Source organism: Candidatus Nitrosopumilus sp. bin_6a, assembly GCF_054095695.1.
Genome location: NZ_JBSWSR010000007.1, coordinates 1 through 24,626, shown reverse-complemented (window position 1 = coordinate 24,626; position 24,626 = coordinate 1). Strand labels below are relative to the sequence as shown.

28 protein-coding genes are annotated in these 24,626 nt (G+C 32.6%); 18 read left to right on the top strand and 10 right to left on the bottom strand.

Going from position 1 to position 24,626, the window contains the following annotated elements; all coding sequences use genetic code 11:
- The first annotated feature begins 5 nt into the window (after positions 1–5).
- The 7 genes from ACW9XA_RS07975 to ACW9XA_RS07945 all read left to right on the top strand — a co-directional run bounded on the left by ACW9XA_RS07975 (position 6) and on the right by ACW9XA_RS07945 (position 5,325).
- Positions 6–152 carry a DUF5679 domain-containing protein gene (locus tag ACW9XA_RS07975; protein WP_300323430.1) on the top strand — a complete coding sequence of 49 codons (147 nt, stop codon included), beginning with the start codon at positions 6–8 and terminating at the stop codon, positions 150–152.
- A 69-nt stretch (positions 153–221) separates the two neighbouring features.
- Positions 222–644 carry a translation initiation factor IF-2 subunit beta gene (locus ACW9XA_RS07970; RefSeq protein WP_016940216.1) on the top strand — a complete coding sequence of 141 codons (423 nt, stop codon included), beginning with the start codon at positions 222–224 and terminating at the stop codon, positions 642–644.
- Positions 644–940 (top strand): DUF424 domain-containing protein, encoded by a 297-nt coding sequence (locus ACW9XA_RS07965; RefSeq protein ID WP_300323426.1) that lies wholly within the window; start codon positions 644–646, stop codon positions 938–940. Before ACW9XA_RS07970 ends, ACW9XA_RS07965 begins: the two co-directional genes overlap by 1 nt.
- Positions 941–1,016: 76 nt before the next feature.
- On the top strand, positions 1,017–1,796 hold the full coding sequence (locus ACW9XA_RS07960; protein ID WP_457763820.1) for a serine protein kinase RIO: 780 nt from the start codon (positions 1,017–1,019) through the stop codon (positions 1,794–1,796).
- Positions 1,793–2,365: a KH domain-containing protein gene (locus ACW9XA_RS07955; protein ID WP_300323420.1), complete on the top strand. Its 573-nt coding sequence runs from the start codon at positions 1,793–1,795 to the stop codon at positions 2,363–2,365. The genes ACW9XA_RS07960 and ACW9XA_RS07955 overlap by 4 nt, the downstream gene beginning before the upstream one ends.
- Positions 2,352–4,220 carry a DNA topoisomerase VI subunit B gene (locus tag ACW9XA_RS07950; protein WP_457763819.1) on the top strand — a complete coding sequence of 623 codons (1,869 nt, stop codon included), beginning with the start codon at positions 2,352–2,354 and terminating at the stop codon, positions 4,218–4,220. Before ACW9XA_RS07955 ends, ACW9XA_RS07950 begins: the two co-directional genes overlap by 14 nt.
- Entirely contained in the window at positions 4,207–5,325 is a 1,119-nt protein-coding gene (locus tag ACW9XA_RS07945; protein ID WP_457763818.1) for a DNA topoisomerase IV subunit A, read from the top strand. The genes ACW9XA_RS07950 and ACW9XA_RS07945 overlap by 14 nt, the downstream gene beginning before the upstream one ends.
- Here the strand turns inward: ACW9XA_RS07945 and ACW9XA_RS07940 are convergent, their stop codons facing one another.
- Positions 5,326–5,784 (bottom strand): Hsp20/alpha crystallin family protein, encoded by a 459-nt coding sequence (locus ACW9XA_RS07940; RefSeq protein ID WP_300323411.1) that lies wholly within the window; start codon positions 5,782–5,784, stop codon positions 5,326–5,328.
- 160 nt (positions 5,785–5,944) lie between these two features.
- Between ACW9XA_RS07940 and ACW9XA_RS07935 the strand changes: the two genes are divergently transcribed.
- The 5 genes from ACW9XA_RS07935 to ACW9XA_RS07915 all read left to right on the top strand — a co-directional run bounded on the left by ACW9XA_RS07935 (position 5,945) and on the right by ACW9XA_RS07915 (position 11,190).
- Entirely contained in the window at positions 5,945–6,805 is an 861-nt protein-coding gene (locus tag ACW9XA_RS07935; RefSeq protein WP_457763817.1) for a PEFG-CTERM sorting domain-containing protein, read from the top strand.
- Between the two features lie 343 nt (positions 6,806–7,148).
- The gene (locus tag ACW9XA_RS07930; protein ID WP_457763816.1) at positions 7,149–7,538 is read left to right on the top strand and encodes a response regulator; all 390 of its coding nucleotides are present in this window, start codon (positions 7,149–7,151) and stop codon (positions 7,536–7,538) included.
- A gap of 1 nt (position 7,539) precedes the next feature.
- Positions 7,540–8,655, top strand: coding sequence for a matrixin family metalloprotease (locus tag ACW9XA_RS07925; protein WP_457763815.1), 1,116 nt, complete (start codon positions 7,540–7,542; stop codon positions 8,653–8,655).
- 125 nt (positions 8,656–8,780) lie between these two features.
- Positions 8,781–10,751: an ATP-binding protein gene (locus ACW9XA_RS07920; protein ID WP_457763814.1), complete on the top strand. Its 1,971-nt coding sequence runs from the start codon at positions 8,781–8,783 to the stop codon at positions 10,749–10,751.
- 46 nt (positions 10,752–10,797) lie between these two features.
- Positions 10,798–11,190: a DUF6659 family protein gene (locus tag ACW9XA_RS07915; RefSeq protein WP_457763813.1), complete on the top strand. Its 393-nt coding sequence runs from the start codon at positions 10,798–10,800 to the stop codon at positions 11,188–11,190.
- Between the two features lie 96 nt (positions 11,191–11,286).
- Here the strand turns inward: ACW9XA_RS07915 and ACW9XA_RS07910 are convergent, their stop codons facing one another.
- Positions 11,287–12,600: a hypothetical protein gene (locus ACW9XA_RS07910; protein ID WP_457763812.1), complete on the bottom strand. Its 1,314-nt coding sequence runs from the start codon at positions 12,598–12,600 to the stop codon at positions 11,287–11,289.
- Between the two features lie 57 nt (positions 12,601–12,657).
- The gene (locus ACW9XA_RS07905; RefSeq protein WP_457763811.1) at positions 12,658–14,067 is read right to left on the bottom strand and encodes a winged helix-turn-helix domain-containing protein; all 1,410 of its coding nucleotides are present in this window, start codon (positions 14,065–14,067) and stop codon (positions 12,658–12,660) included.
- A 40-nt stretch (positions 14,068–14,107) separates the two neighbouring features.
- Here ACW9XA_RS07905 and ACW9XA_RS07900 point away from each other — a divergent pair, with 40 nt between their 5' ends.
- On the top strand, positions 14,108–14,281 hold the full coding sequence (locus tag ACW9XA_RS07900; protein ID WP_457763810.1) for a hypothetical protein: 174 nt from the start codon (positions 14,108–14,110) through the stop codon (positions 14,279–14,281).
- Entirely contained in the window at positions 14,256–14,432 is a 177-nt protein-coding gene (locus ACW9XA_RS07895) for a hypothetical protein (protein ID WP_457763809.1), read from the top strand. The genes ACW9XA_RS07900 and ACW9XA_RS07895 overlap by 26 nt, the downstream gene beginning before the upstream one ends.
- A 127-nt stretch (positions 14,433–14,559) precedes the next feature.
- Here the strand turns inward: ACW9XA_RS07895 and ACW9XA_RS07890 are convergent, their stop codons facing one another.
- A complete protein-coding gene (locus ACW9XA_RS07890) occupies positions 14,560–16,170 on the bottom strand; it encodes a cation:proton antiporter domain-containing protein (RefSeq protein WP_457763808.1) in 1,611 nt (536 codons plus the stop codon).
- Between the two features lie 81 nt (positions 16,171–16,251).
- Positions 16,252–16,671 carry a hypothetical protein gene (locus ACW9XA_RS07885; protein WP_457763807.1) on the bottom strand — a complete coding sequence of 140 codons (420 nt, stop codon included), beginning with the start codon at positions 16,669–16,671 and terminating at the stop codon, positions 16,252–16,254.
- A 103-nt stretch (positions 16,672–16,774) separates the two neighbouring features.
- Between ACW9XA_RS07885 and ACW9XA_RS07880 the strand changes: the two genes are divergently transcribed.
- Positions 16,775–17,638, top strand: a complete 864-nt coding sequence (locus tag ACW9XA_RS07880) for a prohibitin family protein (RefSeq protein ID WP_457763878.1) — start codon at positions 16,775–16,777, stop codon at positions 17,636–17,638.
- Between the two features lie 15 nt (positions 17,639–17,653).
- On the opposite strand, the gene ACW9XA_RS07875 is transcribed toward ACW9XA_RS07880, so the two are convergent.
- Positions 17,654–17,953 carry a hypothetical protein gene (locus tag ACW9XA_RS07875; RefSeq protein ID WP_457763806.1) on the bottom strand — a complete coding sequence of 100 codons (300 nt, stop codon included), beginning with the start codon at positions 17,951–17,953 and terminating at the stop codon, positions 17,654–17,656.
- Positions 17,954–18,119: 166 nt separating this feature from the next.
- On the opposite strand from ACW9XA_RS07875, the gene ACW9XA_RS07870 reads away from it, so the two are divergent.
- A complete protein-coding gene (locus ACW9XA_RS07870) occupies positions 18,120–18,596 on the top strand; it encodes a hypothetical protein (RefSeq protein WP_457763805.1) in 477 nt (158 codons plus the stop codon).
- Between the two features lie 7 nt (positions 18,597–18,603).
- On the opposite strand, the gene ACW9XA_RS07865 is transcribed toward ACW9XA_RS07870, so the two are convergent.
- Positions 18,604–19,476, bottom strand: a complete 873-nt coding sequence (locus ACW9XA_RS07865) for a methyltransferase domain-containing protein (protein WP_457763804.1) — start codon at positions 19,474–19,476, stop codon at positions 18,604–18,606.
- A 96-nt stretch (positions 19,477–19,572) separates the two neighbouring features.
- Between ACW9XA_RS07865 and ACW9XA_RS07860 the strand changes: the two genes are divergently transcribed.
- Together ACW9XA_RS07860 and ACW9XA_RS07855 are read left to right on the top strand one after the other, a co-directional pair.
- Entirely contained in the window at positions 19,573–20,769 is a 1,197-nt protein-coding gene (locus ACW9XA_RS07860; protein ID WP_457763803.1) for a hypothetical protein, read from the top strand.
- Positions 20,770–20,772: 3 nt separating this feature from the next.
- Positions 20,773–21,591: a SirB1 family protein gene (locus tag ACW9XA_RS07855; protein WP_457763802.1), complete on the top strand. Its 819-nt coding sequence runs from the start codon at positions 20,773–20,775 to the stop codon at positions 21,589–21,591.
- On the opposite strand, the gene ACW9XA_RS07850 is transcribed toward ACW9XA_RS07855, so the two are convergent.
- The 3 genes from ACW9XA_RS07850 to ACW9XA_RS07840 all read right to left on the bottom strand — a co-directional run.
- Positions 21,588–21,758, bottom strand: coding sequence for a hypothetical protein (locus ACW9XA_RS07850; protein WP_300323331.1), 171 nt, complete (start codon positions 21,756–21,758; stop codon positions 21,588–21,590). The two genes, ACW9XA_RS07855 and ACW9XA_RS07850, sit on opposite strands and share 4 nt — an antisense overlap.
- Before the next feature lie 142 nt (positions 21,759–21,900).
- A complete protein-coding gene (locus ACW9XA_RS07845; RefSeq protein ID WP_457763801.1) occupies positions 21,901–23,268 on the bottom strand; it encodes a thrombospondin type 3 repeat-containing protein in 1,368 nt (455 codons plus the stop codon).
- 128 nt (positions 23,269–23,396) lie between these two features.
- Positions 23,397–24,626, bottom strand: a 1,230-nt coding sequence (locus ACW9XA_RS07840) for a thrombospondin type 3 repeat-containing protein (RefSeq protein WP_457763800.1), incomplete at its 5' end; no start/stop codon positions are given.

Here is a 24,626-nt window from a genome sequence, read left to right as displayed (position 1 = left end):
TCATAATGGTTCAAGCATATTGCGTAAAATGCAGAGCAAAAAGGGACATTAAAGATCCCAAAGAAACTACTCTAAAGAACGGACGTCCTGCTGTAAAAGGTACGTGTCCAACATGTGGTACAAACGTCTTCCGTATAGGAAAGATGGATTAGACATCAAACAAGGTCCACACGATTCTCTTTTTCAAAACCCATATAGGGTCTACCATACATTATTTTTTAGTGACTAAAACAGATTACGAGAATCTACTCAAACGTATTCAGGACAAGCTGGGTGATACCGATAAAGAATCCCAAACCCGATTTGAGCTTCCTGTGGTAGATGTGATGTGGGAAGGCCAAAAGACTTTCTTACGAAATTTCTCAGAATTCCCAAAGGTTTTACGAAGAGATCCAGACAAAGTTCTACAATACCTTTCAAAAGAATTTGCCGTTCCAGCAGAAAGATTAGGGGATAAGGCTATGTTTGTAGGTAGAAGAGCTCCTGATGATTTTACAAGATTATTTCAAATCTACGTTAAGGATTATCTTGAATGTCCAACATGTAAAAGTCCTGATACAAAAATCCTCAAAGAAAATAGAATATCATTTTTAATTTGTGAGGCATGCGGAGCAAAATCTACTTTGAAAGGTAAATATGCGTAATGCAATTCTCAGTACGAACTACTAACTACCAAAACCAATCTATGTTAAATATTTGTGATGTTGATCTTTTGGGAAAAAAAATCATTGAAGGTGAACTAACTATGCACATAAGTGAAAGCTATTACGGAGAAAGATTTGTTGAGAAAGATGAAGCTGAATCTCTATTGAAAACTTCATCAATAATTAACATGGCTGGAAAAGAAACTGTATCTTTATCTCTTAAACTTGGAATTGGTTCAGAACTTGCAGTTAAAACAGTTTCAGATGTTCCTTTCTTAATAATTTTTAATATGTAATAGATTGATTTGACTTTGCAAACTTTTTTTGTTTATAATAGAGATCTCTTATATCTGGTGAGGGGAATTTAATTTATTGACTGACATACTTAGTAAAAAATTAGAATCTAAACTAGATGATAAAATATTTGCAAAACGACATCGAAAACATTTGGATGATGGTTTTAAAAAAGGAAAAGTTGTCAATGAAGTTTTAGATAAACCAACTGTTATGACATTATACAAAATGATTACTGATCATATCATTGCATACGTCAACGGTTCTGTAAGTGCTGGAAAAGAATCTGTCCTTTTCTGGGGTGTTGATGAAAACGATGTTAATGTTGCTCTGAAAATTTATTTGGTAAGTACTTCAAATTTTAAAAAACGTGAACCGTATATTCTTGGAGATCCAAGATTTTCTCATGTAAAAAAAGGTACAAAAAATTTAGTTTATCTCTGGGCAAAAAAAGAATTTAAAAATCTGACTCAGTGTTATGAGGCTGGAATTCCAGTCCCTAGACCTCTATATGTGACTAACAACGTTTTAGCTATGGAATTTGTAGGTGATGGCGGGAAACCTGCCAAAACTTTACTGTATTCAGAAGTAGATGAAACTGACTATTTTCAAGCTATATCCATACTCAAAGATCTGTACAAGAAAGCAAAATTAGTTCATGGTGATTTTTCAGAATATAATATTTTTAAAACTGAGAATGGGTTAGTAGTTTTTGATTTAGGATCTGGCGTTGATCTTAGACATCCAAATGCTCAAGAATTTCTTAAACGAGATATTAATAACATTGGAAGATTCTTCAATAAAAGAGGAATTTCTATTGAAGATCCAGATGAACTATTTGAGGAGATTGTAAAATGAGCTTTGAAAAATTAATTCGCATTCCAAATGACCGTATTGCTGTTTTAATTGGTAAATCTGGTAGCGTAAAATCAAAAATTGAAACTGCTTGTTATGTTTCTCTTGATATTGACGGTGATACTGGTGAAGTTTTTATCAAGTCTGAAGGTGATGTAGAAAAAATACAACCCTTCAAAGCTATGGAGATTGTTACTGCTATCGGTCGAGGCTTTTCTCCTGAAAATGCAATGACTTTACTAAAAGGTGAAAATGCATTACATGTAATAGATCTTAGAGAATTCGCAGGAAAATCTAACGCAAATGTTGAAAGGATAAAAGGGAGGATTATTGGAGAAGGTGGTAGAGCAAGACGAAACATGGAAAATCTTAGTGGTACTCATATCTCAGTTTATGGAAAAACTGTTTCAATTATTGGCGATTCAAGTAAACTACGTTTAGCAGTTGATGCAATTTCCTCTATATCTAGTGGAAGTATGCATGGTGCTGTTTATACAAAATTAGAAGCTGCAAATAGAAAAGAAAAACAAGAGAAAATGAAATTGTGGGAAGATCAAGATGTCTTCTATTAAAGAAAAATTTAATCAGATTTCTCCTAGTGAGTTCTTTTACAGTAATCGTGATTTAGCTGGATTCAGTAATCCTACAAGATCATTATACACAGCTGTTCGAGAGTTTGTTGAAAATGCGTTGGATGCATGTGATCAAAAGGGGATTTTACCTGATGTCCATTTGACAATCAAGGCAGTTGATCCTGAAAAACCTGATCCTAAACCCTATATTTTGACCGTAAAAGATAATGGACCTGGAATAGACGCAGAGCATATTCCACTTGCATTTGGAACTGTTCTATATGGTTCTAAATTTGGACTAAAACAGGCAAGAGGGATGTTTGGACTCGGAGCAACTATGGCTATTCTTTATGGACAAATCACAACTAACAAACCAGTAACTGTGAAAAGCTCTGTAGATGGCGCAACTCAACATATTTTTGAATTACTACTTGACATTCAAAAGAATAAACCTGTAATTGTGCAACATACAACGAAAGAAGTTTCAAAAAAAGGACTTACTGTAAGTATTTGCTTGGAAGGTGATTATTCTAAAGCTGGAAACAAAATACGAGACTATGTCTATGAAACTTCTTTGATCACACCATACGCATCTATTACTTTTGATGATCCAAAAGGGCAAAAATTCAGTCATCCTAGATTTGTAAAAGAAATTCCACCACCACCAACAATCATTCGTCCTCACCCACATGGAATTGACGTAGAAAGAATTAGAAGAATGATAGTAGAATCTCAATTTGAAATTCCAACTATTGACGATGCGATGATTGAAAAAGTAAGAAAAGATTTGGGATTATCTGCAAAAAGTCTTAGTTTTACAGGAATTATGGAGAAAGCAAAGAAGAAATGGAAAACACTTCCACGTCAAGTAAGAGTTGTAATTGCTTTGATGTCATTTTTAAAAATGGATTTTGATAAATTAAGCAAAATACGAATTGAAGATATTGATATGCCAAATAATAAATTATTTTATTGGGATTTTGGTGAGTCTCAATCAAATTCCATTGATATGGATCCTGAAAGTCCATACTACAAACAATTAACTAATACTGTTCAGGGTGAACCTCTTACAACATTTCTTACAAAACGATTTCAAAGAATTGGTCCTACAACTGCTGTGAAATTTGCAGAATTTGCAGGATTTAAACCAGAAAAACGAATGGGTACTTTGTCTAATGAAGAATTAGTTCAGCTTAGTGATTCACTTCAAAAATTTGAAGACTTTATGGCTCCTGATTCTACATGCTTGGCTCCTTTGGGAGAAGATCCATTAGAAAAGGGAATCAAGAAGTTCTTTAACCCTGATTTTACCGCAGTTGTCCAACGTCCGCCTTCTGCATATTCTGGTTTTCCATTCATTATTGAGATGGGAATTGCATATGGTGGGGATATCAAGTCTGGAGGGCCACATGTGTATCGTTATGCTAATCGAATTCCATTACTATATGATGAAGGAAGTGATGTAGTTCTAAAAGTAGTCAATGATACTGATTGGGGGAGATACAAGGTAAAAGGTGATCCTCCATTCATCATAGTATCTCATATTTGTTCAACTAGGATACCATACAAAACAGCAGGAAAAGAAAATGTTGCTGACAGACAGGAAATTGAGAGGGAATTAAGATTGGCATTACAATTCTTATCAAGAAAATTAGCAGCATACATGTCTAAAAGGGGACAAGCTGATATGGCAAAAAAGAGGGCAAATCTTTATGCAAAATATATTCCATTAATTGCAGAATTTTGTACAGAACTTGCTGGTAAGAAAAAAGCACCTAATTACAAGAAAATATTAGATGATAATGCAGTTGAATCTAAACAAGTAGAGGAGGAAAAAGAAATTGAAAACAACTAAAGAACAAAGCAAAATAAATGCGCGAAGCAAGAAAGCTGATGAAAAACAGAAAAACATCCTAGAGATGCTCAAAAGTCACGGTGCCAAAATTTATGATGATTTGGATAATGGACAATTCCCTAAATTCTCAATCCCGAGCAGATCTGTCAGTAACATAGTTTATGATAAAAAACTCCGACAATATATTTTGGGAAATAATGCTGCTGTGAGAAGCTCAAGAAATTCTGCACAATTAAGATCATTTACACAATTAATGTGGTTGGCATTTTTTGCAAATAGATTAACTCATGAAAAAAAGTCATCTACATTAAGAGATGTCTATTATTCTTCTCAGGCTTTCGCTATTGAATTTGAAGATCAATCAGAGTCAGATAATATCATCGTAGATTTAGAAGCTGTGACATCTAAACCTCGAGAAGATTTTCATATCTTCCCTGAGGAGAGAAGCTCTATTTTTGGTGATTTGAACATAGAGTATACTATTCCTGGCTATGAGGGAAAAACCATGAACTTATCAAATCATCCTGATGGCTATTCTATAGGTCCTAGTTTGACTACTGCCGAATTAGTTGATACAAGTGCAGAAATTGTCATTGCAATCGAAAAAGGTGGCCTTTTCACCAGATTTGTTGAAGAACAAATTGATAAAAAATTCAAATCAATCATCATTAACACTGGTGGACAAGCACCACGTTCAACTCGAACTCTGTTAAAGAGACTGCATGATGAAATGGGATTGCCTGTAATCGTTCTCACTGACGGAGATGTGTATGGAGAACATATTGCAATGGTTATAAAATCCGGTTCAGCAAATGCAGCTCATCTTAGAGAACTTACAGTGCCTGATGCAAAATGGGTAGGTGTTTGGGCTACTGATATTGAAAAATACAAACTGCCAACTATTCCTATGACTGAATCTGATATTAAGAGATGCTATGATCTTCAAAAAGATCCTAGATACCAAGATGGAATTTGGAAAAAAGAATTAGATGTATTTCTAAGATTAAAACGTAAAGCAGAATTAGAGGCTTTCTCAAAATATGGTCTTACAAATATTACCGACAAATATCTTCCACAAAAATTAGAATTGGCAAAAAGTCTATAGTTATTTTATTCTTAGTGTCAATACACCATTTCTGTATTTGAAATCAAAAATTTGCATATCGTTTACTCCTTCTATAGGAACTTCTTTTGAAAATCCTGCAGTTCCTCTAATGTATAATATGCCATCTACTAGTCTGACTGCAATTTTATCTTCTGGACCTGGAACCTCTGCAACGAAAACAAACTCGTTTTCTCCTTTTATCAAATCATAAACCCAATTCTTTGATTCTTGTTCTCTAGCTTGTGTGTAAATTGGTTTTTGATCTTTTGCCATTCTTTTCAGAACTCTGGCCCAGTAAAACATTGTAAGGGCTGCTGCACCGATTAGAATGAAACTCACAAAACCTGAATCTGCTCTTTGTGTCATGATATAGATTATGCCTAAAAACAGAATAATGATGATGGGAATTACAAAATTCAAAGATTGTTCATTTGAATATGTTCCCTTATAACTTGCCAAACAGTAAAAATTATTGTCTGCCAAATATAAAGTATCTTTGGTATTGCGACAATATCTTCTCAAGTATTAGCCGTTGTAAGATGTTTAACAAATATTGTAAATCTTCACTAATGCCTAAAACTCCACAAGTTTTTTATTGCAATTTTTAATCCTTAATCTAATGATAAATCAAAAACTAATGTTGACTACAATGATTCTTACTGGATTCATTATAACTATGACACCATTTGCATTTGCTGAACAAGTTTCAGTTAGCTTGCCCCAAGGATCTTCTATTACTGGATGCGAAGAAACAAACGAATGTTTTCTTCCATATATGGTAACTATTAATCCCGGTGATGAGGTGGTATGGAGCAATGATGACTCTGCAGCACACACTGTAACAAGTGGGAATGCACCTAATGCCGATGGACTCTTTGACAGCGGTATATTCATGGCAGGTACAACATTTTCACACACATTTGACACACTTGGAAAATATGACTACTTTTGTGTAGTTCATCCCTGGATGGTAGGCCAAGTATTTGTAACTGTAGGTGGAGATAATGAAAAAGATTTGGGTACAATTACAATAGGCTCAACTATTGAACCAAATCCAGAAGTAGACAATCTAATTGCAAACATTGTATCTAGTGAAGGAACTGCAAATGAAGTGATGACTATAGATGTCACCATTACCGACTTGGATGGTAATCCTGCAGAGCACATTACCTATAACATACAGGCAATACATGGAACAATGGTATTGTTAAATGAAGAAGGACATATGCATAAAGGTACTGCAACTAATACTCATACAACAAGTGCTTTGACAATTGACGCATCTGATGATTCACCTGTAACAATTACTGTTAACGCAGTTGGGTTTGGACATGATGAGCAATACAGAGAAGTATTTGGTGAAATTGCAAAAAAACAAGTGGTGCCAGAATTTGGAACCATTGCAATGATGATACTTGCAGTATCTATAGTTAGCATAATAGCCATTACAGCAAAAACTAGAATCGTTCCAAGATTTTAGAACTATTTCTTTTTTTATTTAATAAAATTCCCTTCCCTGTAGATTGTATTAAGAAACAATTAAGGAGATGATCTTAAGAGATCTGTACTAGAATGATAATTCTCCTTTAGAGATGTTCTATTCATCAATTAGAGCAGAAGCTACAAGAAAGATTACTTTCCAGAAAAATATAATCTATTTCTACATTTATCCTATTTTTATTGATTTTGATACATTATATGTCCTATTCTCTCAATAAAGTTCCTAAAGAGAATTAATCTTATCTAAATTACATGAATTTTTGATTTATCTATTCTGATAATAGTTATATACTAAATACAGACCCGTAATCTAGTGTAAAAGTATGAGTATCAAATTCAACAGATCAATACAAGAGATAAAAAATATCTTGATAATCGACGATAACCAAAGCATAACCAAATTACTGTCGCGTTTTTTAAACATGACAGATGTCAAACATACAATTGCAAGTACGGGTCAAAATGGTTTGAGTCTTATTAAACAAGGTAATTTCGATGTAGTCTTGTTAGATCTTAACATGCCTAGTTTTAGCGGTTATGATGTTATTGATTCCTTAGAAAAAGAGGGAAAACTCAAAGATGAAAATATTTTCGTATTCACTGCAACAAATATTGAAAAATCAGAAGAAGAAAACTTGTTAAAACGTGGCATAATGGGATGTGTCAAAAAACCAATACGTGTTAACGAACTTTTAAAATTAATCGGAGTCTAAATTGGATGAGAAAAGCCCTGATTTTGAGTATAGGGAAGAAAAACAAGAAAAAATAATATTAAAAGAAATTGTGGATAATGTTGAGAAAAAAGTAAAAGAATTAGAAAAAGATAACACCGATCTGAAAGAGAAAATCTCTTCTCAGAATCATAGTTTGGCAGAATTAAAACAGGAAAATAGTTTTTTAACTGAAGAAGAAGATATTCTGTATCAAAAAACAACAGAATTAGAAAATAATTCCAAAAAATTACAAAAAAACATAGCAGAAAAAGATGTGCTACTTAAAGAATCCGAACAGAGTGAAAAAATTTTAGAAAGCATTGCTGACTTGGAAAATAAAAGAGCAGTCAAGTATAACCGCAAATATGTATTGTCAATAGTGTTTGCAGTAATTGTTATTGGGATTGTTGTGCCATATTCATATTATATGAATACATTATCTGGACTTGAATATGGGGTAGAACCAGATTCTATTACATCAGGATATGTTGTCTATAATTTAAGGGGAGATACTATAGCCACATGGCTATCATGGAGATTAGTGGAAGGCAATGAACTAAATGTAAATATTATCAACAAAGAACAATTTCCAGACAAGATCCCAATAATAGAGGAGGTTATTCTCTCAAAAGAGGCTATTGATATAGATGACTCTTTACTTCACAAAGGACCTGTTGGGTCAACATCAACTTATTATGTTGGCTGGCTTGGAGCGTTGGAAACGAATTATCAGGACACTAAATTTTACATTCCAAAAAACTTTCAAATTGTTGACTCTGCAACAGGTGCAGGAGACATTACAATTTATCTCACAAAAGATAAGAGCGGTGACGGGTATTCAGGATTTACAAAGTCCATAGCGGATGAGAGTCAAAATCAGATACTAAAATCCACCATCACGATATATGAAGTAGATAAATTGTCAAAAGCACAATTTGAAACCATACTAAGACACGAGTTTGGCCACGCGTTGGGATTGGCACACTCTACAGCTCCTGAAGATCTGATGCATCCCACAATAGAGACAAATTATCCATATATTTCAGAATGTGATGTTGACGCAATAATTTCACTATATGATGGGCACAAAACAAGCGAAGTAGTATGTCAAAAATGATCAGGTGTTTGTGAATCAATGAATCGTAAACTGATCATAATTTCATTTACGGTTGTTGTCTTAGTCACAGGATTATTAGCAGTTAATACATTCAAACCCGATCAGAAACAAGAAGTTAGATAGCAATGAAAATTTTTACAAAGATTAGCATAATTTTTATCGTGATATCGCTGGTTTTTGTCACAGGAGGAATCATCTCATTAGAAAAACTAGAACAGATGGCAAATCCAATAACCAAAACTTTTCCCCAAAAAATCGATGAGTTGTCTCTAAAAACCAAATCGGATATTCAAGCCCAACTTATTCGCTATTATGATGAAGTATTGACTCAATCAGCAAGAAATTATGCATTTACGCAAGATAAAAAATGGGAGGAAAGATACCAAAAAATAAAGCCAATTCTAGATGAATTGATTACAGATACAATTAATCACGGAGACGAGGAAGAGAAGAGAATTTTTGATGATATCAACATGGCACACATTGCACTTGTGAAAATGGAGTACGATTCACTTGAACTTGTAAATAATGGACAAAGCGAGGTAGCAATCCAAATACTCGAAAGTTCTGAATATTGGGAAAAAAAGAAAATCTACCAGAAAGGCATTGAAGACTATGTAGTTCATGAAAACATGGTTTTAGATGACACACAGAAATCATCCACCGATTCTATAGATGAAATAATTTACAAAGTAACTGATATGATTAATTTCAATCGTGTTATAATTTTATTTTTCATTCCGATCATTTTAGGGGCATTCCTTGTACTGGGTTTTTTTATATCAAAATCATTTTCAGACCCAATGAAAAATATAATCCTCGGAATTGATCATGTAAAAAAGGGAGATCTTGAATTTGTTATTAAAAAGGAGGGGTCTGAAGAACATCATAAAGTTATTGATGCATTTAATCAAATGACAACATATATCAAAGAATCACAGATCACTCTTAAACAACAACTATTACAGATTGAAAATCTAAAAAGTTCCCTAGATAACTCATCTATTGTAGCCATCACAGACAAAGACGGCACCATAACTTATGCCAACAAAAAGTTCTGCGATATTTCAAAATATTCCAAAGAAGAGTTAATTGGACAAAACCATTGCATACTAAAGTCTGGATTTCATAATGCCGAATTTTATCAAAACATTTGGAAGACCATATCTTCAGGAAAGATCTGGCAAGGAGATATCAAAAACAAGGCAAAAGACGGGACGTTTTACTGGGTCAGAACTGCCATTACTCCATTTATTGGAAAAGATGGAACAGCGCAGTACATTGCAGTCAGAACAGATGTCACTGAATTATATGCGCAAAAAGATACGATTGAATCACAATTTCAAGAGTTAAAGAAAAGAGATCGCCAAAAAGACGAATTCATATCAATGATTTCCCACGAATTAAAATCTCCAATATTTCCAATTATTGGGTATTGTGATCTATTAAGAGAACCTGAACTTTCAAAGAATTTTAACATTTTACATTTTGAAGCACTTGATGAGATCACTTCAAATGCAGAAAGATTAGGAAGAATAACAGAAGGCCTGTTGGATGTCAACAGAATAAATATGAAAAAATTACGATATAACATAGAAAAATTCTCACTTGCTAAATTTGCAACTCGTATAGCAAAAGAGCATGCTCATCTAATGAAAGAAAAGCAAATTGAATTTTATGTCTTGCCAGTAGAAGATCAAATAATAGAAAGCGATGAACAAAGATTAATGCAGGTTATTGGCAATATTATTAGAAATGCAGTTGATTTTGTACCTAATAAGGATGGAAAAATAACTGTGAATATTCGCTCGAAATCAGGACATATTACTTTTAGTGTAAAAGATAACGGAGTTGGAATGTCTAAAGAAAATCAGCATGAACTATTCACACCGTTTTATCAGGTAGATTCCTCTGCTACTCGAAAGCATGGTGGAACAGGATTAGGGTTGGCAATATGCAAGGGAATTGTTGAAGATTTAGGTGGTAAAATTTGGGTTGAGAGTGATGCAGGTAAAGGCAGTACATTCTTTTTTTCTGTACCTCTAAAAAGCATTGAAAAGAAAGACGAAAGTGGCGACAATACACAAGAACAGTAGGGATCAAATTCAATATGTTTAAACTCAGGAGGGATTTCTAAAAACCATGACAGCCACCACGGTTGAGGATATCAAAAAATACGACAGTGCTTGTAAAGAATTATGCAATGAAGATAAAATCAGGCATGTGGGGGTAATAAACAATCTAGGCAGATTAATTGCAGGAGGTTTCAAAGAAGGCACAGCCCCTCTTTTAGACAATAGCAAAATTGCCATGACATACATGCAAATGCAATTAGATTTTAAAATGAGGCAAGAATTAGATGAATTTCTTGGTCCAATTGATTATATTGCATCAAGAAGAACAAAGCAACTAATCATCAATGTGCCAATTGGAAATAAGTTAGTGGTGATTTCTGCAGAACCTGATGCAGATGACAAAAAAATAATTAAAAAAGCTGAAGAATTATTTGATGATATAAAAATATCTACAGTTTAATTTTAAAAATTATTTCATAAGAACAAGTAAGAGTAAAAATTCATGCTATGTAACAATGTATTATTCTGAGATGTATGATTTTCAAAAATCAATAAATCATGTAGTTTTAAGCAACAGAGAATTGAGTTTAACTCTATTTTCTAAAATATCATTACGTAATTTGTCGATATCTTGAGTCAATTTCAAAGCAATTGGTTCAGTAGATGAATCAAGTTTTTTTGAAACTAAATCATGTAAATCATTTCTCATATTAGCTAGAGAATCTTCCATTTCAGATATCTGAGTTTCTAGAGACTTGATTTGTGATGAAACTGCAGAATTGCCACTTATTGTTGGAATTATAGATTCAGAATCTATTGCGTTGATTCTTGCAATACCAACTTGACAAGAGTTGGGAATAATTCTATCTATGAACTTTACATCGACAGATTCAGAGTCAGAAGTAACTGTAATTATAGGCAACCTAATGTTTTGTTTTCCAGCACATGCTTCAAAGACCACATTGAATCTTTTGACATCAGGATTGTTTGAACCAGTGGGAGATACACTTTCAGATACTGAAATGAGATTTGTGCTCATGCCATCTAGGGGTTTTCCTGTAATTGATTTTGGTAAATCGATTTTTGATGCTTTTGTATTTGCAGGCACATACAATGCCATCATATATCTTCTAAGTTCATCCTGAAGTTCTTTCAGTTCTTTCTTCATAGATAAAATATCGTTTAGACTTTCTGATGGAGGTAATTGATCATCAGATCTTGGAATTTTTTGTTTAGCAGTAGAGATCTTGTTTTTTAGATCAGTGATTTGATTTTCGAGTACAGAAATTTTTTCTGAGATTCCCCCTTTGTTTAGAAGAGTAGCAGTAATAGAATTAGGATCAGAAGCTTTGATTATTACAGAACTAGTGTAGCATAGTCCAGGTTGCAATGAGCTTCCCAACTTTACACTTTTTGTCTCACTATCAGAAGTAACAAAAATTTCAGGAGCCCTAACTAATTTTGTAGTACCGCAAGCATCAAACACATATGCATACCCCGAAACACTAGATTTTGCAGCAGTAGAACTTGTTGAAAGTTGTTTCAAAGTGGTAATTTTTGTTATCGTTCCAGCAATTTCACCTCTAACTAGTTTCTTTGATTGGATTTCTTCAATTTTTTGCTCAGATAGTTTTTTTGCCCAACCGTATTCAGCTAATTTTTCAGCAGTTGAAGGTTTTACACATGAAACTTTTTCTGAAGAACTTTTGATGATTTTTACTAACCCTTCAGCACAGATAATTTGATCATTTGTAAAATTTAATTTCATTTGTTGTCTTGGACTAATTACATCAGCAAATGCTTGAGAAGGTAATGTTCCTGAAATCAAAATAATTCCAAGTAAAACAGCAAATAGATGAATGGACTTCATGATATTGTACGTTTCATATCGTTAAAAAGCATTGATAATAGTGAATTAAATTCCAAATCAGCTGGAACTTTTTTTATCTAATCCAATGTTTTTTAGGAATTTGTTTGACTCTGTTAAAGCATGTTTTTTGATTTTGAGCCTATCATCTTTTTTAATAGATTTAGATGCTAACTGAAGCATCTCATCCATTAGATGAATTCCTCCTTGTGCTCCTTTTTTAAGTCCTAATTGATACAAAAGAGGTAATTTTGACATATCAGCAGGCACATTCATTTTGATTTCAGAGAGGGTGATTTTTTTATCAGGAGTTTCAATCTCAGTGAATTTATCCACAACTTTTGAGAGTAATTTTTCAAGATTTTCACTTAAATTTATTTCAAGTTTGGTGTTCTTTTCTTTTCGAGACATCATTACGATTCTCTTAATTTTCAGAATAGCTTGATTTGTCTCAACAGGATCAAAATCATTTGCAGAAAGATCTAAATCAAAATCATGCATAAACGCTTCTGCAATATATGAAATTGCTTCTTTTCTACAGGATGCTTGGGTAGTTCCAAATGGACAATTTTCACAATTTGTTGTAAAATATCTAGAGCCTCGTTGTCCAAAGCTTGACAAAATGATTTTATCTTCTTCACGTAATTTAGCAATAGTTCTTGAAACAAGACCTTCATCAATTTGTAATGCTTGAGAGATTTCTTGATTAGAGTAAGATCCTTCATCAATTAATTTTAAAATTTCTTCTTCCAAGTCTCCTGGAGAACGTCTTGAAGGTTCATCTATTGCATCAGATAAATAATGAGGTACTAGTTTGTCATTCTTATCATGATTAATTACAAAATATGTTCCATCATATCTTGCATCTAGTCCAGAAAGAGTTTCTGTTTTGATAATTTTTGTAATGATTTTTTCAAGATTTTTAATTTTGAAATCTTTTAAAAGTTTGGTCAGTGTAATTGTTGGAATTTTTAGATTGTTTGCAGCAAATAAATAATATAATGCCCATCGTACTTTTCTTTCATCACTTCTCTCAATCAATCTTAGCAAATTGCAAAAAATGTCAATTTGTTTCCATTTAATATCAGATATTTCAGTTTTAGAATTTTTTACAAAAAGTGATCTATCCAATTCTTTTAAAAAATCTTCAAATTGTTTTACAAGTTCCGATTTTTTAATTTTTGACACTTGTTTAATTTTTGAACTTAGAGTAATGGCATCAAGCAGTTCTTCTTTTGATACAATTGTTTCATTTCTAAAAAATTTAGTTTCATATTTTAAAAATTCAAAAAATTCCAAAGTTTTATTTTTAATAGATATGGGTGGAAATACTCTCAATCCAGATAGATTTGAAAATGATAGACCCACATAGTAGCGAAAAACAAGTTGATTATTTATGCTTATGAAGACAACTGCATGACCGAATTTTCCATAAAAATAACTAGTTTGATTAAATTTGATTCTAATCAAAAATGTTTTCTCTTAATAGCAAAATGAATCAAGATGTTTCATGACTGCCACTTTCTACAAAATGATGAATTTGCAATCAAAAATACCCGGAGTTCAGATTAAAAATACATTAGAAGTGAAGACTTGTTCAAACAAAAGAACTGAATTAGATCAAGATTTTACTTGGGAAGATTTTAGAGGGTTATCTCTTGGATTTGAGGGAGATTATAATTGATCAAAGATTTCATTCAAAATCTTGTCAAAAAGAGAAAAAATCAAATCAGGATCAAGCAGGAATTGTTGGAGATTATGAAATGATTAACATCCCATATGACTCTAAATCATTAAAAATCAAATTACAAATAGATGCATCCAAGTGGGTGTGATGATTGGGTAAAAAAAGAAAGAAACTGTTTGATGAAACAATTCAATTTTAAATTAACAATCATAAAATTTTTGAATTACAATGTTTTATGTAATTTATTAAAATATTAGATTTGGTAAATTATCATATCATGTTTTTTTACTTTCAGTTAAAAGATTCATAATTGCTTCATCTGTAATTATTCCGATAACCTTTCCATCATTGTTTGGATCAACTACAGGTATCATATCAAATGGATGTGAATTCATTTTTTGAATTACAGCAAATAGATAATCATCAGGTAATGTTGTATGAAATTTTCTATACATTACATCACCAATTGTGATAAGATCTCTTGTTTTTTTATGCGAATTATTTATCTCTCTCTTTGATACTAATCCTACAAGTACATCATTATTATCAAAAACAAGGAATGGTTTCTTGGTGAGTTCATTGTTTTTAATAAATTCCTTGATTGTAACATCAGGCTTTGTTTTAGAAAATTCAGTATTAGTTACGGCAATGGCAAGAGTATCAGATACAACCCTTCTGAAATAAAGAGGAACTAGGCCAAGTTCAGCAGCTCCAACCTTAAAGTGAGTAATTTTCTTTAATTTGCGTTGAAGTTCAACACTTGAAATAATCATAGTGATTAGAGTGCCAAGAACCAAAAGTGAAAACAGTTTGTCATCCATTATTTTTGCTTGTAATAAAGAGAGCATCAAAGCCAAATCAACTGCACCTTTTGACATGACGCCATATGCCACAGTTGTTGCAGGACGCATTTTTGCGATACGAACAGCAATGTACGAACCCAAAAATTTGACGCCAGTCATAATTATTATGAAAACTGTAATTATCCACCATTCTAACTCCAAGAATGCAAGACTGAAATGAAGACCTATTCCAGCAAAGAATATTGGAATAAAAATTCCATATCCAATTGCACGAATGTTTTTTGAAATTTCATGATATTCATCTCTAGTCATCCTAGAGACTGCAATTCCTAAAAGAAGTGCCCCGATTGCACCATGCACTCCACTGATTTCTGCAAAATATGCAACAAGCAAAATCATGCCAATTACTATTGCAAAATATGCTTCTTTTACACGAAGATGATGCTTCATCAATCTGAAGAATTGAGGTAATCCATATACAGAAAGAAGTCCAGCAACTGCAAAGAATATCACCATCTTGGCAAACAACCACAACATTTCTGAAATATCTGGAGATTCAGAGTTTGTATCTATCTGGATAAACACACTTACAAAAATAATTGCAATAAACTCAACAATTGCAGTTACAGTAAAAATTTGAAGACCAATTGTTGATTTTAATTTTCCAAGATCACTTAGAACCTTGGCAGTAACACCTAAACTTGATGCAGCTATTACACTTGCAATAGCAAAAGATTGAATGAAATCCATATCTATCGCTAGTCCAAAAACACCTGCAATCAGAAAAGGCATCAAGAATGCAATTGCAGAACCTGCAAAAATTCTACCTTTCATTACTTTAAACAAACCAGCAACATCAATTTCTTCAAGACCTATTAAGAAAAACAAAAAGAATATACCGATTGAAACAAAGAGCTCTATTGCTTCAATAGGATGCACTAAAGCTAAAAATGCAGGTCCTACTATTATCCCCGCAATTACATTTCCAAGAATAGAAGGCTGTCCAATTCTATGAAGGAGTTCACCTCCAAGTTTTGAAGCAATAACCAATACAGCAATGAATAAAATAGATTCAAAAGACAAACTTGATCAGATCACCATTTTTCCATTAGATAAACTAAATGAGAATCATGTAAAATCTACAGAAAAAAAAACAAAATCAGATTATGAAGAATATTCCTTGAATCCTTTATCAGTAGGATAAAGTTCAGTTTTGGGGCCAAGCAGTCCTTGCTTGTGAACTACTTTGAGTAATCCATTTTTTTCTAAATCTTCCAATACAGAGTCAAGTTCTGAACTATCTAAGCCAGTGTTTTTTTGAATATTTTCAAATGTTTTTGAGCCTCGATTTAATACATCTAAAACAAGATCATTTTTTGATTGAGGTTTTGAAGATTCCATGTTAGCCCTTTCTTGCATATTAAGTCTATTTTCGTCAAAACCTGATTGAAATTCACTTTGAGGTAAAGGTTTAGAGAAATTTTTCCCTATTCCTTTTTTTGCTAAAATACGAGGAATGATTCTTGCTAAAGGGATTGCCAAGAAAATTATGATGTAAATCCATGAAAAGTTAGGATCAGCCATTAGTTTTTTTTCACATAGATAGCATAAATTTGTTGAGAAGATTCAGTTTTTCAAGACAATGCATTAGATTGGTATAATAGTAGAAGATATGCCACTATGTACATTGTCAAAGTATCAATCTCCTTCAGTTAATGTGAATATGAGTGCAGCAAAAGGTATTGCAGTTGCAATTGTTATTCTCATAATTATCGGAGTTGTGGCAACAGCCTCTGTAAAGATTGTTGATTCAGGCCATAGAGGAGTTTTATTACATTGGAGTGCAGTTGATCTTACACAGCCCCCACTTGAAGAAGGATTACATTTTGTGGTTCCATTCCAAGACGAAGTAGTCAACATTGAAGTTCGTACTTTGAAATATGCAAGTGATGCACGTAGTGCATCAAGAGACTTGCAAACAGTTGAAACTACAGTGACTGTCAACTATCATCCAGAAAAAGAAGCAGTTCACAGACTATACAAGAATTTAGGGCTTGATTATGAGAATAGAGTAATTCAGCCAGCAATTGAGGAAACAGTAAAACAAGTAACTGCAAAATATAATGCTGAAGAATTAATTACAAAAAGACCCCTAGTCAAACAAGACATTGAAGTTGCAATCACTGAAAGGTTAAATCAATTCGAAGTTGTAACTGAAGTGATTTCAATCACAGATTTTGAATTTTCACCATTATTTGCTCAAGCAATCGAATCTAAAGTCGAAGCAGAACAAAATGCTCTTAGAGCAGAGAATGATTTAAGAAGAATTGAAGTTGAAGCAAGACAAACAGAAGCCAATGCAGTAGGTTTGGCAAATGCAAATATTGCAGAAGCCAAAGGTGAAGCAGAAGCAATTGCCATAATTAACAAAGCACTTGCCGAAAATCCAAATTATCTTGATTGGCTAAAAACACAAGCTTGGGACGGTAAACTACCACTGGTGGTAGGAGAGGGCGGAACCCCATTTATTCAAATCCCAGTAAAGCCTTAAGCAATTTAGAAAACTTTATTCTTTATCTTTAAGATGCTCTCTAATTGCATCATACATTACAAGAAACTGTTCAGGTTCGTTTTGTCTATAATTTTTTTCAAGGTTTTGAATTTCTTTGTGTGAAATTTTTTCCCCCTTGTTTTCGTAATACTCCTTGATGATTTGGGAAGGAGTTTTCTTGATATTGTATTTTTGAAGGGATTGATTAACAATTCTTTTACAATACAGATCATAGATCAAAAATCGGTAAACAAGATATCCAGATAGCCCAACTAGAGTGACAATAATTATTGGAATTATTATAATTGATGCCATAGTATAGATGACATCTTTTCTGTATTTCTTTGTTGTTCTTTAGCATTTATCGGGTTTGATTCTAGAAAAAACAGTTGCAATCAAACAGATAAAATTACAGAATCAGAGAAAAAATTGAGAATTACCCCTAGTTTCTTTAAGGAGAAACGTCAATTATTACATAGAATTGAAATCAAATGATAAGAAATGGATTATTCTTGCAATGGTAGCAGGGATGGCAGGTTTGGCTGCAACCATAGGATTTGTAGGACAAGGCAATGTCAGACATGTTCAAATTTTTTGGGCAGAAACAGTTGAACAAACAATAGTTTTTGAGGACATCAATGGAGAAACTCAAGTGAGAGGAATCAAAGGGGTCAAAGGAGATGCAAATCCAACATTATTGTCACGAACATCATTTGCATACATTTTGACTGTGATAAATAACGGTACAACAGTTCACAGACTATACATAGACGGATTTAATGTTCAAACAGACCTATTAGAGCCAGGACAACAAGATACAATCACAATATATCCAGATAAAGAAGGCGAATTTGTATACTATGACAAGAGGGAAAATCTAATGCCACTAGGTAAAATAAAAATTGTCACAGTAGTTGCAAGTGATGAATTTACAGGTATTTGGAAAGATCTGATTTAGAAAAGAACTATTTTTTTCCGATTATCAAATCAACTTTATATCTTAGAGTTGCACGTGAATTGAGTTTCAAATTCCAAGGCAAATAAGAAGGGTTTTTTGTTTTTGTTGTAATTTTAAAGCCAAGATCGTTTACAGTTGTGCGTAATGTGTATTCATCTAATGGTTTTCTAACAGACTTTGTTCCCCTATCAAAATCATACGGTTCAGAGATAACCAGATACCCAGATGAAATTTGTTTTGACATGTGCTTTAACAACTCCAAAGGCTCAATCAATTCCAGTACATTTAGTGCCAAAATCAAATTAAATTGCAACTTTCCAAATACAGGAGACAATGAATCGGCGATGAAATAATCAAGATTGTTTTTGTGTGATCTTTTTGCGTGTTGTAGTGCACTAAATGATCTATCAATTCCAAAAACCATCTTGTTAGAATCAGCTAAATACGAAGTCATTATTCCAATAGAGCAGCCATGTTCCAGCACAAATTCGGATTTTGGCAAGGAAACAAGATTGTTTTTTACAAGAGAATAGAATTTTGAATTTTTACTATTTTCATATATTTTAGACCATCTGTCTTCTAATTCTGTTCTATCCTCGTTTGCAGAATTAATTTTTGATAAAGATGATTTTAAGAATTTTTTTAGGTGTTGATTTTCTACTAGTCGGTATAATTTACCACCCAATTTTTTGTGTGATGAAATATACCTATCAAAGTCGTCCCACATGATAGGAATTTTCTCAACGATGGGGAATTTCAGATCACATTTTCTGCATTCTAAAATGCCTTCTTCAATTTCTTTATTCAGTTTGAATATGACCAATTCTAATTTTGAGCTACATCTAACACATCTTAAAAATTCAAGACTGGATTCTAACATTATCGTATAATAAATCAGTAAATTTTGAATTAATAATTTCTTTCACAGATAGAATCAAGATAATCTTAAATGGAGTATTTTTGGATTTTATGCAAAATGGGAGAATTTCAAGAATTTGCAGAGGCATTGTTTGGTCAATTATCAGTGGAGTTAAACGAAGAAAAAGAGATAATAGAATTGGCAGTAAGAGCCAAAGAAGACATCAACAACAAGGTGCAGTTTAAAGAATTAGATGAAATAGCAAATTCATTATTAACAGATTTTAAAAATAAAGTTGAAGAATTTCTTGGCGTTAATGTTCCAGACAATATTGTACTAAAATTTCCAGAATTAGGAGAATTAAAGAGAATCAAAGGTGATAAAGTGTTTGCAGATAAGGAATCAAAAGAATTTGTTACAGAATTGTTTAATGCTGTTGCAAAAGAGGATCTAAAAAAGATTGCAGAATTAATGCAACAAGATACTGCAAAATATTTAGTATATTCTACATATGCAATTCAATACATTTCAAAAATTACAACAACATATGGAGATTATCTTGACTCTGTCATATATCTAAACAAATTCATCTTGTCAAGATATCCACAAATAATTCTGCACAAACAAGGAGAACCATATGAGGCAAGATTTGAAAATGTAAACTCTGGATATTTGGGTGCAGTGAAGATGACAGTACTTGAAGAGTTAATTCATTCAGCACAAGGAAATCTTCAACAAGTAAACAAAAGTGCTGCAATGGAGGTAAACAAAATAAATGAAGAACTAGCAAGAATCATCCTATCATTAGACACAGAGACAGTTAACAAATTGTCAGAATATTGTCAATTACAAGCAGTGCCAGATGATTTCCCATTTGCAAAAAAAGCTAATTTATTCTTCTTTTTGAATCCGGATCATTTCCTAATTGAACAAATTGGACCAGATGTAATGACATTTACCCATGTGGAGATAGACCCAAAAATAGGAGAGTCAATTCCAGAACTCTTAGAAATTTACAAAAAATGGCTAGTACCAATACAGCAACATCACGCAGCATTTACTACTATGGAAGGAATGGCAGCTTTTGCCATTGAAGAGATCTTAAAAGATGATCAAGATTTTCAAAATTATCTAACCACGTTTATGGGTACAGATTTTTCATCATACCAAGTCAGAAAAAGCATGGGCAAGGATTTCACAAAAACAGTATATGAAAAACTAGGCAGAGAAACTTTCAAAAAAATGATCCAAATACCTCCAAATACAAGAGAGCTCAAAGACCCTTTACTGTATCTTAAAAAATTGAGTTTGTGATAATTGGAAGAAAAATTTGATCCATTAGTTGCAGAATGGATGTCATTTGTAAACAATCCAAACTTTAATCTTGTTGAAAAGTGTCTAAAATTTGCACAGATTTTAGAATATCCAGATCTCAATGTTGATGAATATATTGAAAAAATAAACATAATTGGAAAATCCCTAAAGGAGTCAATCAGTGATGTAAAAAATCCAACATATTTGATTTCAATGCTAAACGAACATCTCTTTGAGAATTTGGGTTTTAGTGGAGATGATGATGATTACTATAACCCAAAAAATAATTTTCTAAATGAAGTAATAGACAAAAAAACAGGACTACCAATAACTATTTCAATTCTCTATGCTGAAATTGCAAAGTTCATTGGGTTAGATCTAAAAATTGTAGGATTCCCGAGTCACATATTGGTAAAATACAATGAAGAGATGATCTTGGATCCATTTTATGATGGGCGATTGCTGGACATAGATGACTTGCAGGACATTCTTGATGCAAATTATGGTGGCCAGTTAGAATTTCAGCCAGAATTTCTTGACGAGGTAAAACCAGAACAGATACTTGTCAGGTTAACACGTAACTTGAAAAACTCCTATGTTCAATCATTTGTTTATGATAAAGCGTTACGATGTGTCAATATGGTTTTGGCAATAGAGCCAGAATCAGCCGAAGACATCAGAGACAAAGGAATCATAGAAGACAGATTACAAAATTCAGAAATCGCTTTGAAATATCTGAATAAATATTTAGAAATTAATCCAAATGCGGAAGATGTAGATTTTATTTTGGAATTAATTAGAAGTATAAAGACAAAAAATTAATCAATAATAGACTCTATGTCCTGACCTTTTTTGATCATTGATATTTCATGACGGGCAATTTTATTTCTTAGTGCGCCTTTAAGAATATCAACCTCACTTCTGAGTAATGCAATCTCATCTTCTAGTTTGGCTACTCTTTCATAGATGGTTTCAGCTTCTGAACTCATAATTATCTATCAGCAAAAATTTGTCTTAAAAAGTTATGGGTGAAAATCTTGATGGACAGGTTAGTTTTTTGAACTATAATTTAACATAGGAAATATTGACTTTTTCTTTTAATCACTGACTATTTTAGGAATAATTAGAGACTCAATTTATCAGAATTATGCCCGACTTAGTAGGTAGAATTTTGATCATTGAATGATTATCATACAATCCATGTCTTATCTCTACATTTTGTATTTGACCATTAACTGTAACAGTAAAATTATCTGGAAGCAAGTCAGTTGAAATGTAAATGATTATTTGATATGGTTTATCAAAAGAAAATCGCATCATTTTGGATTCTTCATCATATTCAAAATCTGAAATTTTGGCAGGACTGCGAAAGTCCACTATCCATTTGTTTGAATCATTTTCTTTAATCCATATTGGCTGAACTAGTTCTCTAACTCCGTTTGTTGGATCATATGTTTTGTATTCTTTGGCGTCATTAATTTCTCTTTCAAGTCCTCGAAAACAAAATTCTTTACCCTCATTATCTTGTATCAAGTTACATAGTTTGGTTCCTTTCTCTAAATCATGATCAGTATGAAATGCAATACTTAGACCAAGATTATCACTGCATGTCTGATAATCAAATATACGTAATTCAGATTTTGAACAAATATTTGAAATATCTTTCTCAATGGATGGCGATGTAGTTAATTCTCTATTGGCATATTCCATCATTACCCCCCCAACACAGATAGTTCCCTGATAAAATGACATTTGATCACATGCATTAATTGTAGATTCCAAATCATATTCAAAATAGTGAGTCAAACCGTGACCTAATCCATGTACACATTTTGTATAATCGGGACTTCCTATGAATGCATTACAAACTGTTTTGTATGAAGAAATGTCTTCATTGTTTTCTCGTAATTCATGAAAGAATGCTGCCATTGCTCCATGATAAAATCCACCTCTACACATAGAACCGTCAATTCCATTTAATGTTTCAAAAACATCCATGTTTTCACTAAATGACGCACTTCCAATTTCATGGGATACAAAATGACAGTCATCTATTGCACCTAGTTTTGTCAAAACTAATGCAAGTTCAAGGACATCAGAATTGTTATCATTTTGGTTAACAGTTTCTTTGAAAAATTTGGAATAACATAGTAATTTTGGAGTGCCCGCATCCATCGTTGCACAATTTCCAATTTCTTGCATATGGTTAATTGTTAATTTTTCTGTAACTAGTAGTGGAACTGAATCATTTGAATCTAAAATTCCATCATTATCATCATCAAGATCTTGGTTTGTACCAATCCCATCAAAGTCAAAGTCTGCCCATTCTTCTGAATCAGTATCAAATGCATCTATTACATCCATAATCCCATCATTGTCTTGATCATCATCAAAGAGGACTAGTTTATCATTAGAAAGATATCCAAAATTCACCATAGGAATAGAGATTAAAAAAATAGTTGCTACAAAAATGACACTAATGACAAATTTGTTAACCAACTAAATTTCCCTGAGTTTTTGATATACTTTCTTTATGATACAAGATTGAATTTGAATCAAGATTAAATACAAATTTTGTAATGTACAACATGAAAAATATCATTGAATCTATTGTAGATTTTATTACTTCATTGCTCGGGTAAAGGATTAATCATTACCAATCCTAAGTCATTTGGAGAAAATCTAATCATGGCAATTTCTTTTCCCAAAACATTATCTTCCCCATCCAATTTGTTTGGAATTTGACCGTTTATGGTTACTAACATTTGTGATGTGACAAACTCATTTGGAATATACATTATAACATATTGAGGTCGATCAATAGAGAACGAAATCATTCCAGTTTGTGGAATAAACCCAAAGTCAGAGATTATTGCTGGACTGAGGATGTCAATTATTTTAGATGTGCCTTCAATAAATTGTGGCTGATATTTCTCCCGTATGTCTTGAGTTAAAGGATTTATTTCATAATTATCTGAGTCCTGTATTTCTAATTTCAATCCATCTGAACAAAACTTTTGAGCATCAACATCATCAATTAATTCACATGATTTTATCCCTTCATCAAAATCATGATTGGTAAAAAATGCTAATGTTGTACCAATAGACATGTTACATTCTTGAAAATCAATCTCATCTAGTTCTGATTGGACACAAAGATTAGACATGACATCTTTTGAAAGTCCCTCTCTTGTTAGTACATTATCCGTATGTTGCATCATAACACCTTTCACACATAGCCTGTTTTGGTAAAATGACATGTCATGACATTTTTCTAATGAGGAATCCAAATCTTCATCAAAATAATGTACCAATCCATGTCCCAATCCGTGAACACAGTCTTGATAGTTTGATGATCCTATCAATTCATTACAAATTACTTTATAATCCGATGGAAGTGATTTGTTTTTTTCTTGCACATCATGGAAATATGCAGCTAATACACCATGAAAATATCCACCTCTACACATAGTTCCATCCATACCAATCAGATTTTCAATAACATTAGGTTTTTCATTAAATGCAACATGTCCTACTTCATGGGATACAAAATGACAGTCATCTATTGCACCTAGTTTAGATAATGCAATAGATAACTCTAAAGCATCAGAATTATTTTCTTCATTTTGTGCTAGAACCCCAAAGAAATTAGAATAACATAGTAGACGCGATGAACCATCATCCATTACAGCACAATCTTGTATGTTTTGGAGATATTTTGTTGTGAGCCTCTCAGATGGTAAAATAGGATCAGTATCATCAATATCCAGTATACCATCATTGTCATCATCAGAATCTTTAACAGATCCTATTCCATCAAAATCAAAATCTGCCCAATCATCAAAATTAGTATCAAA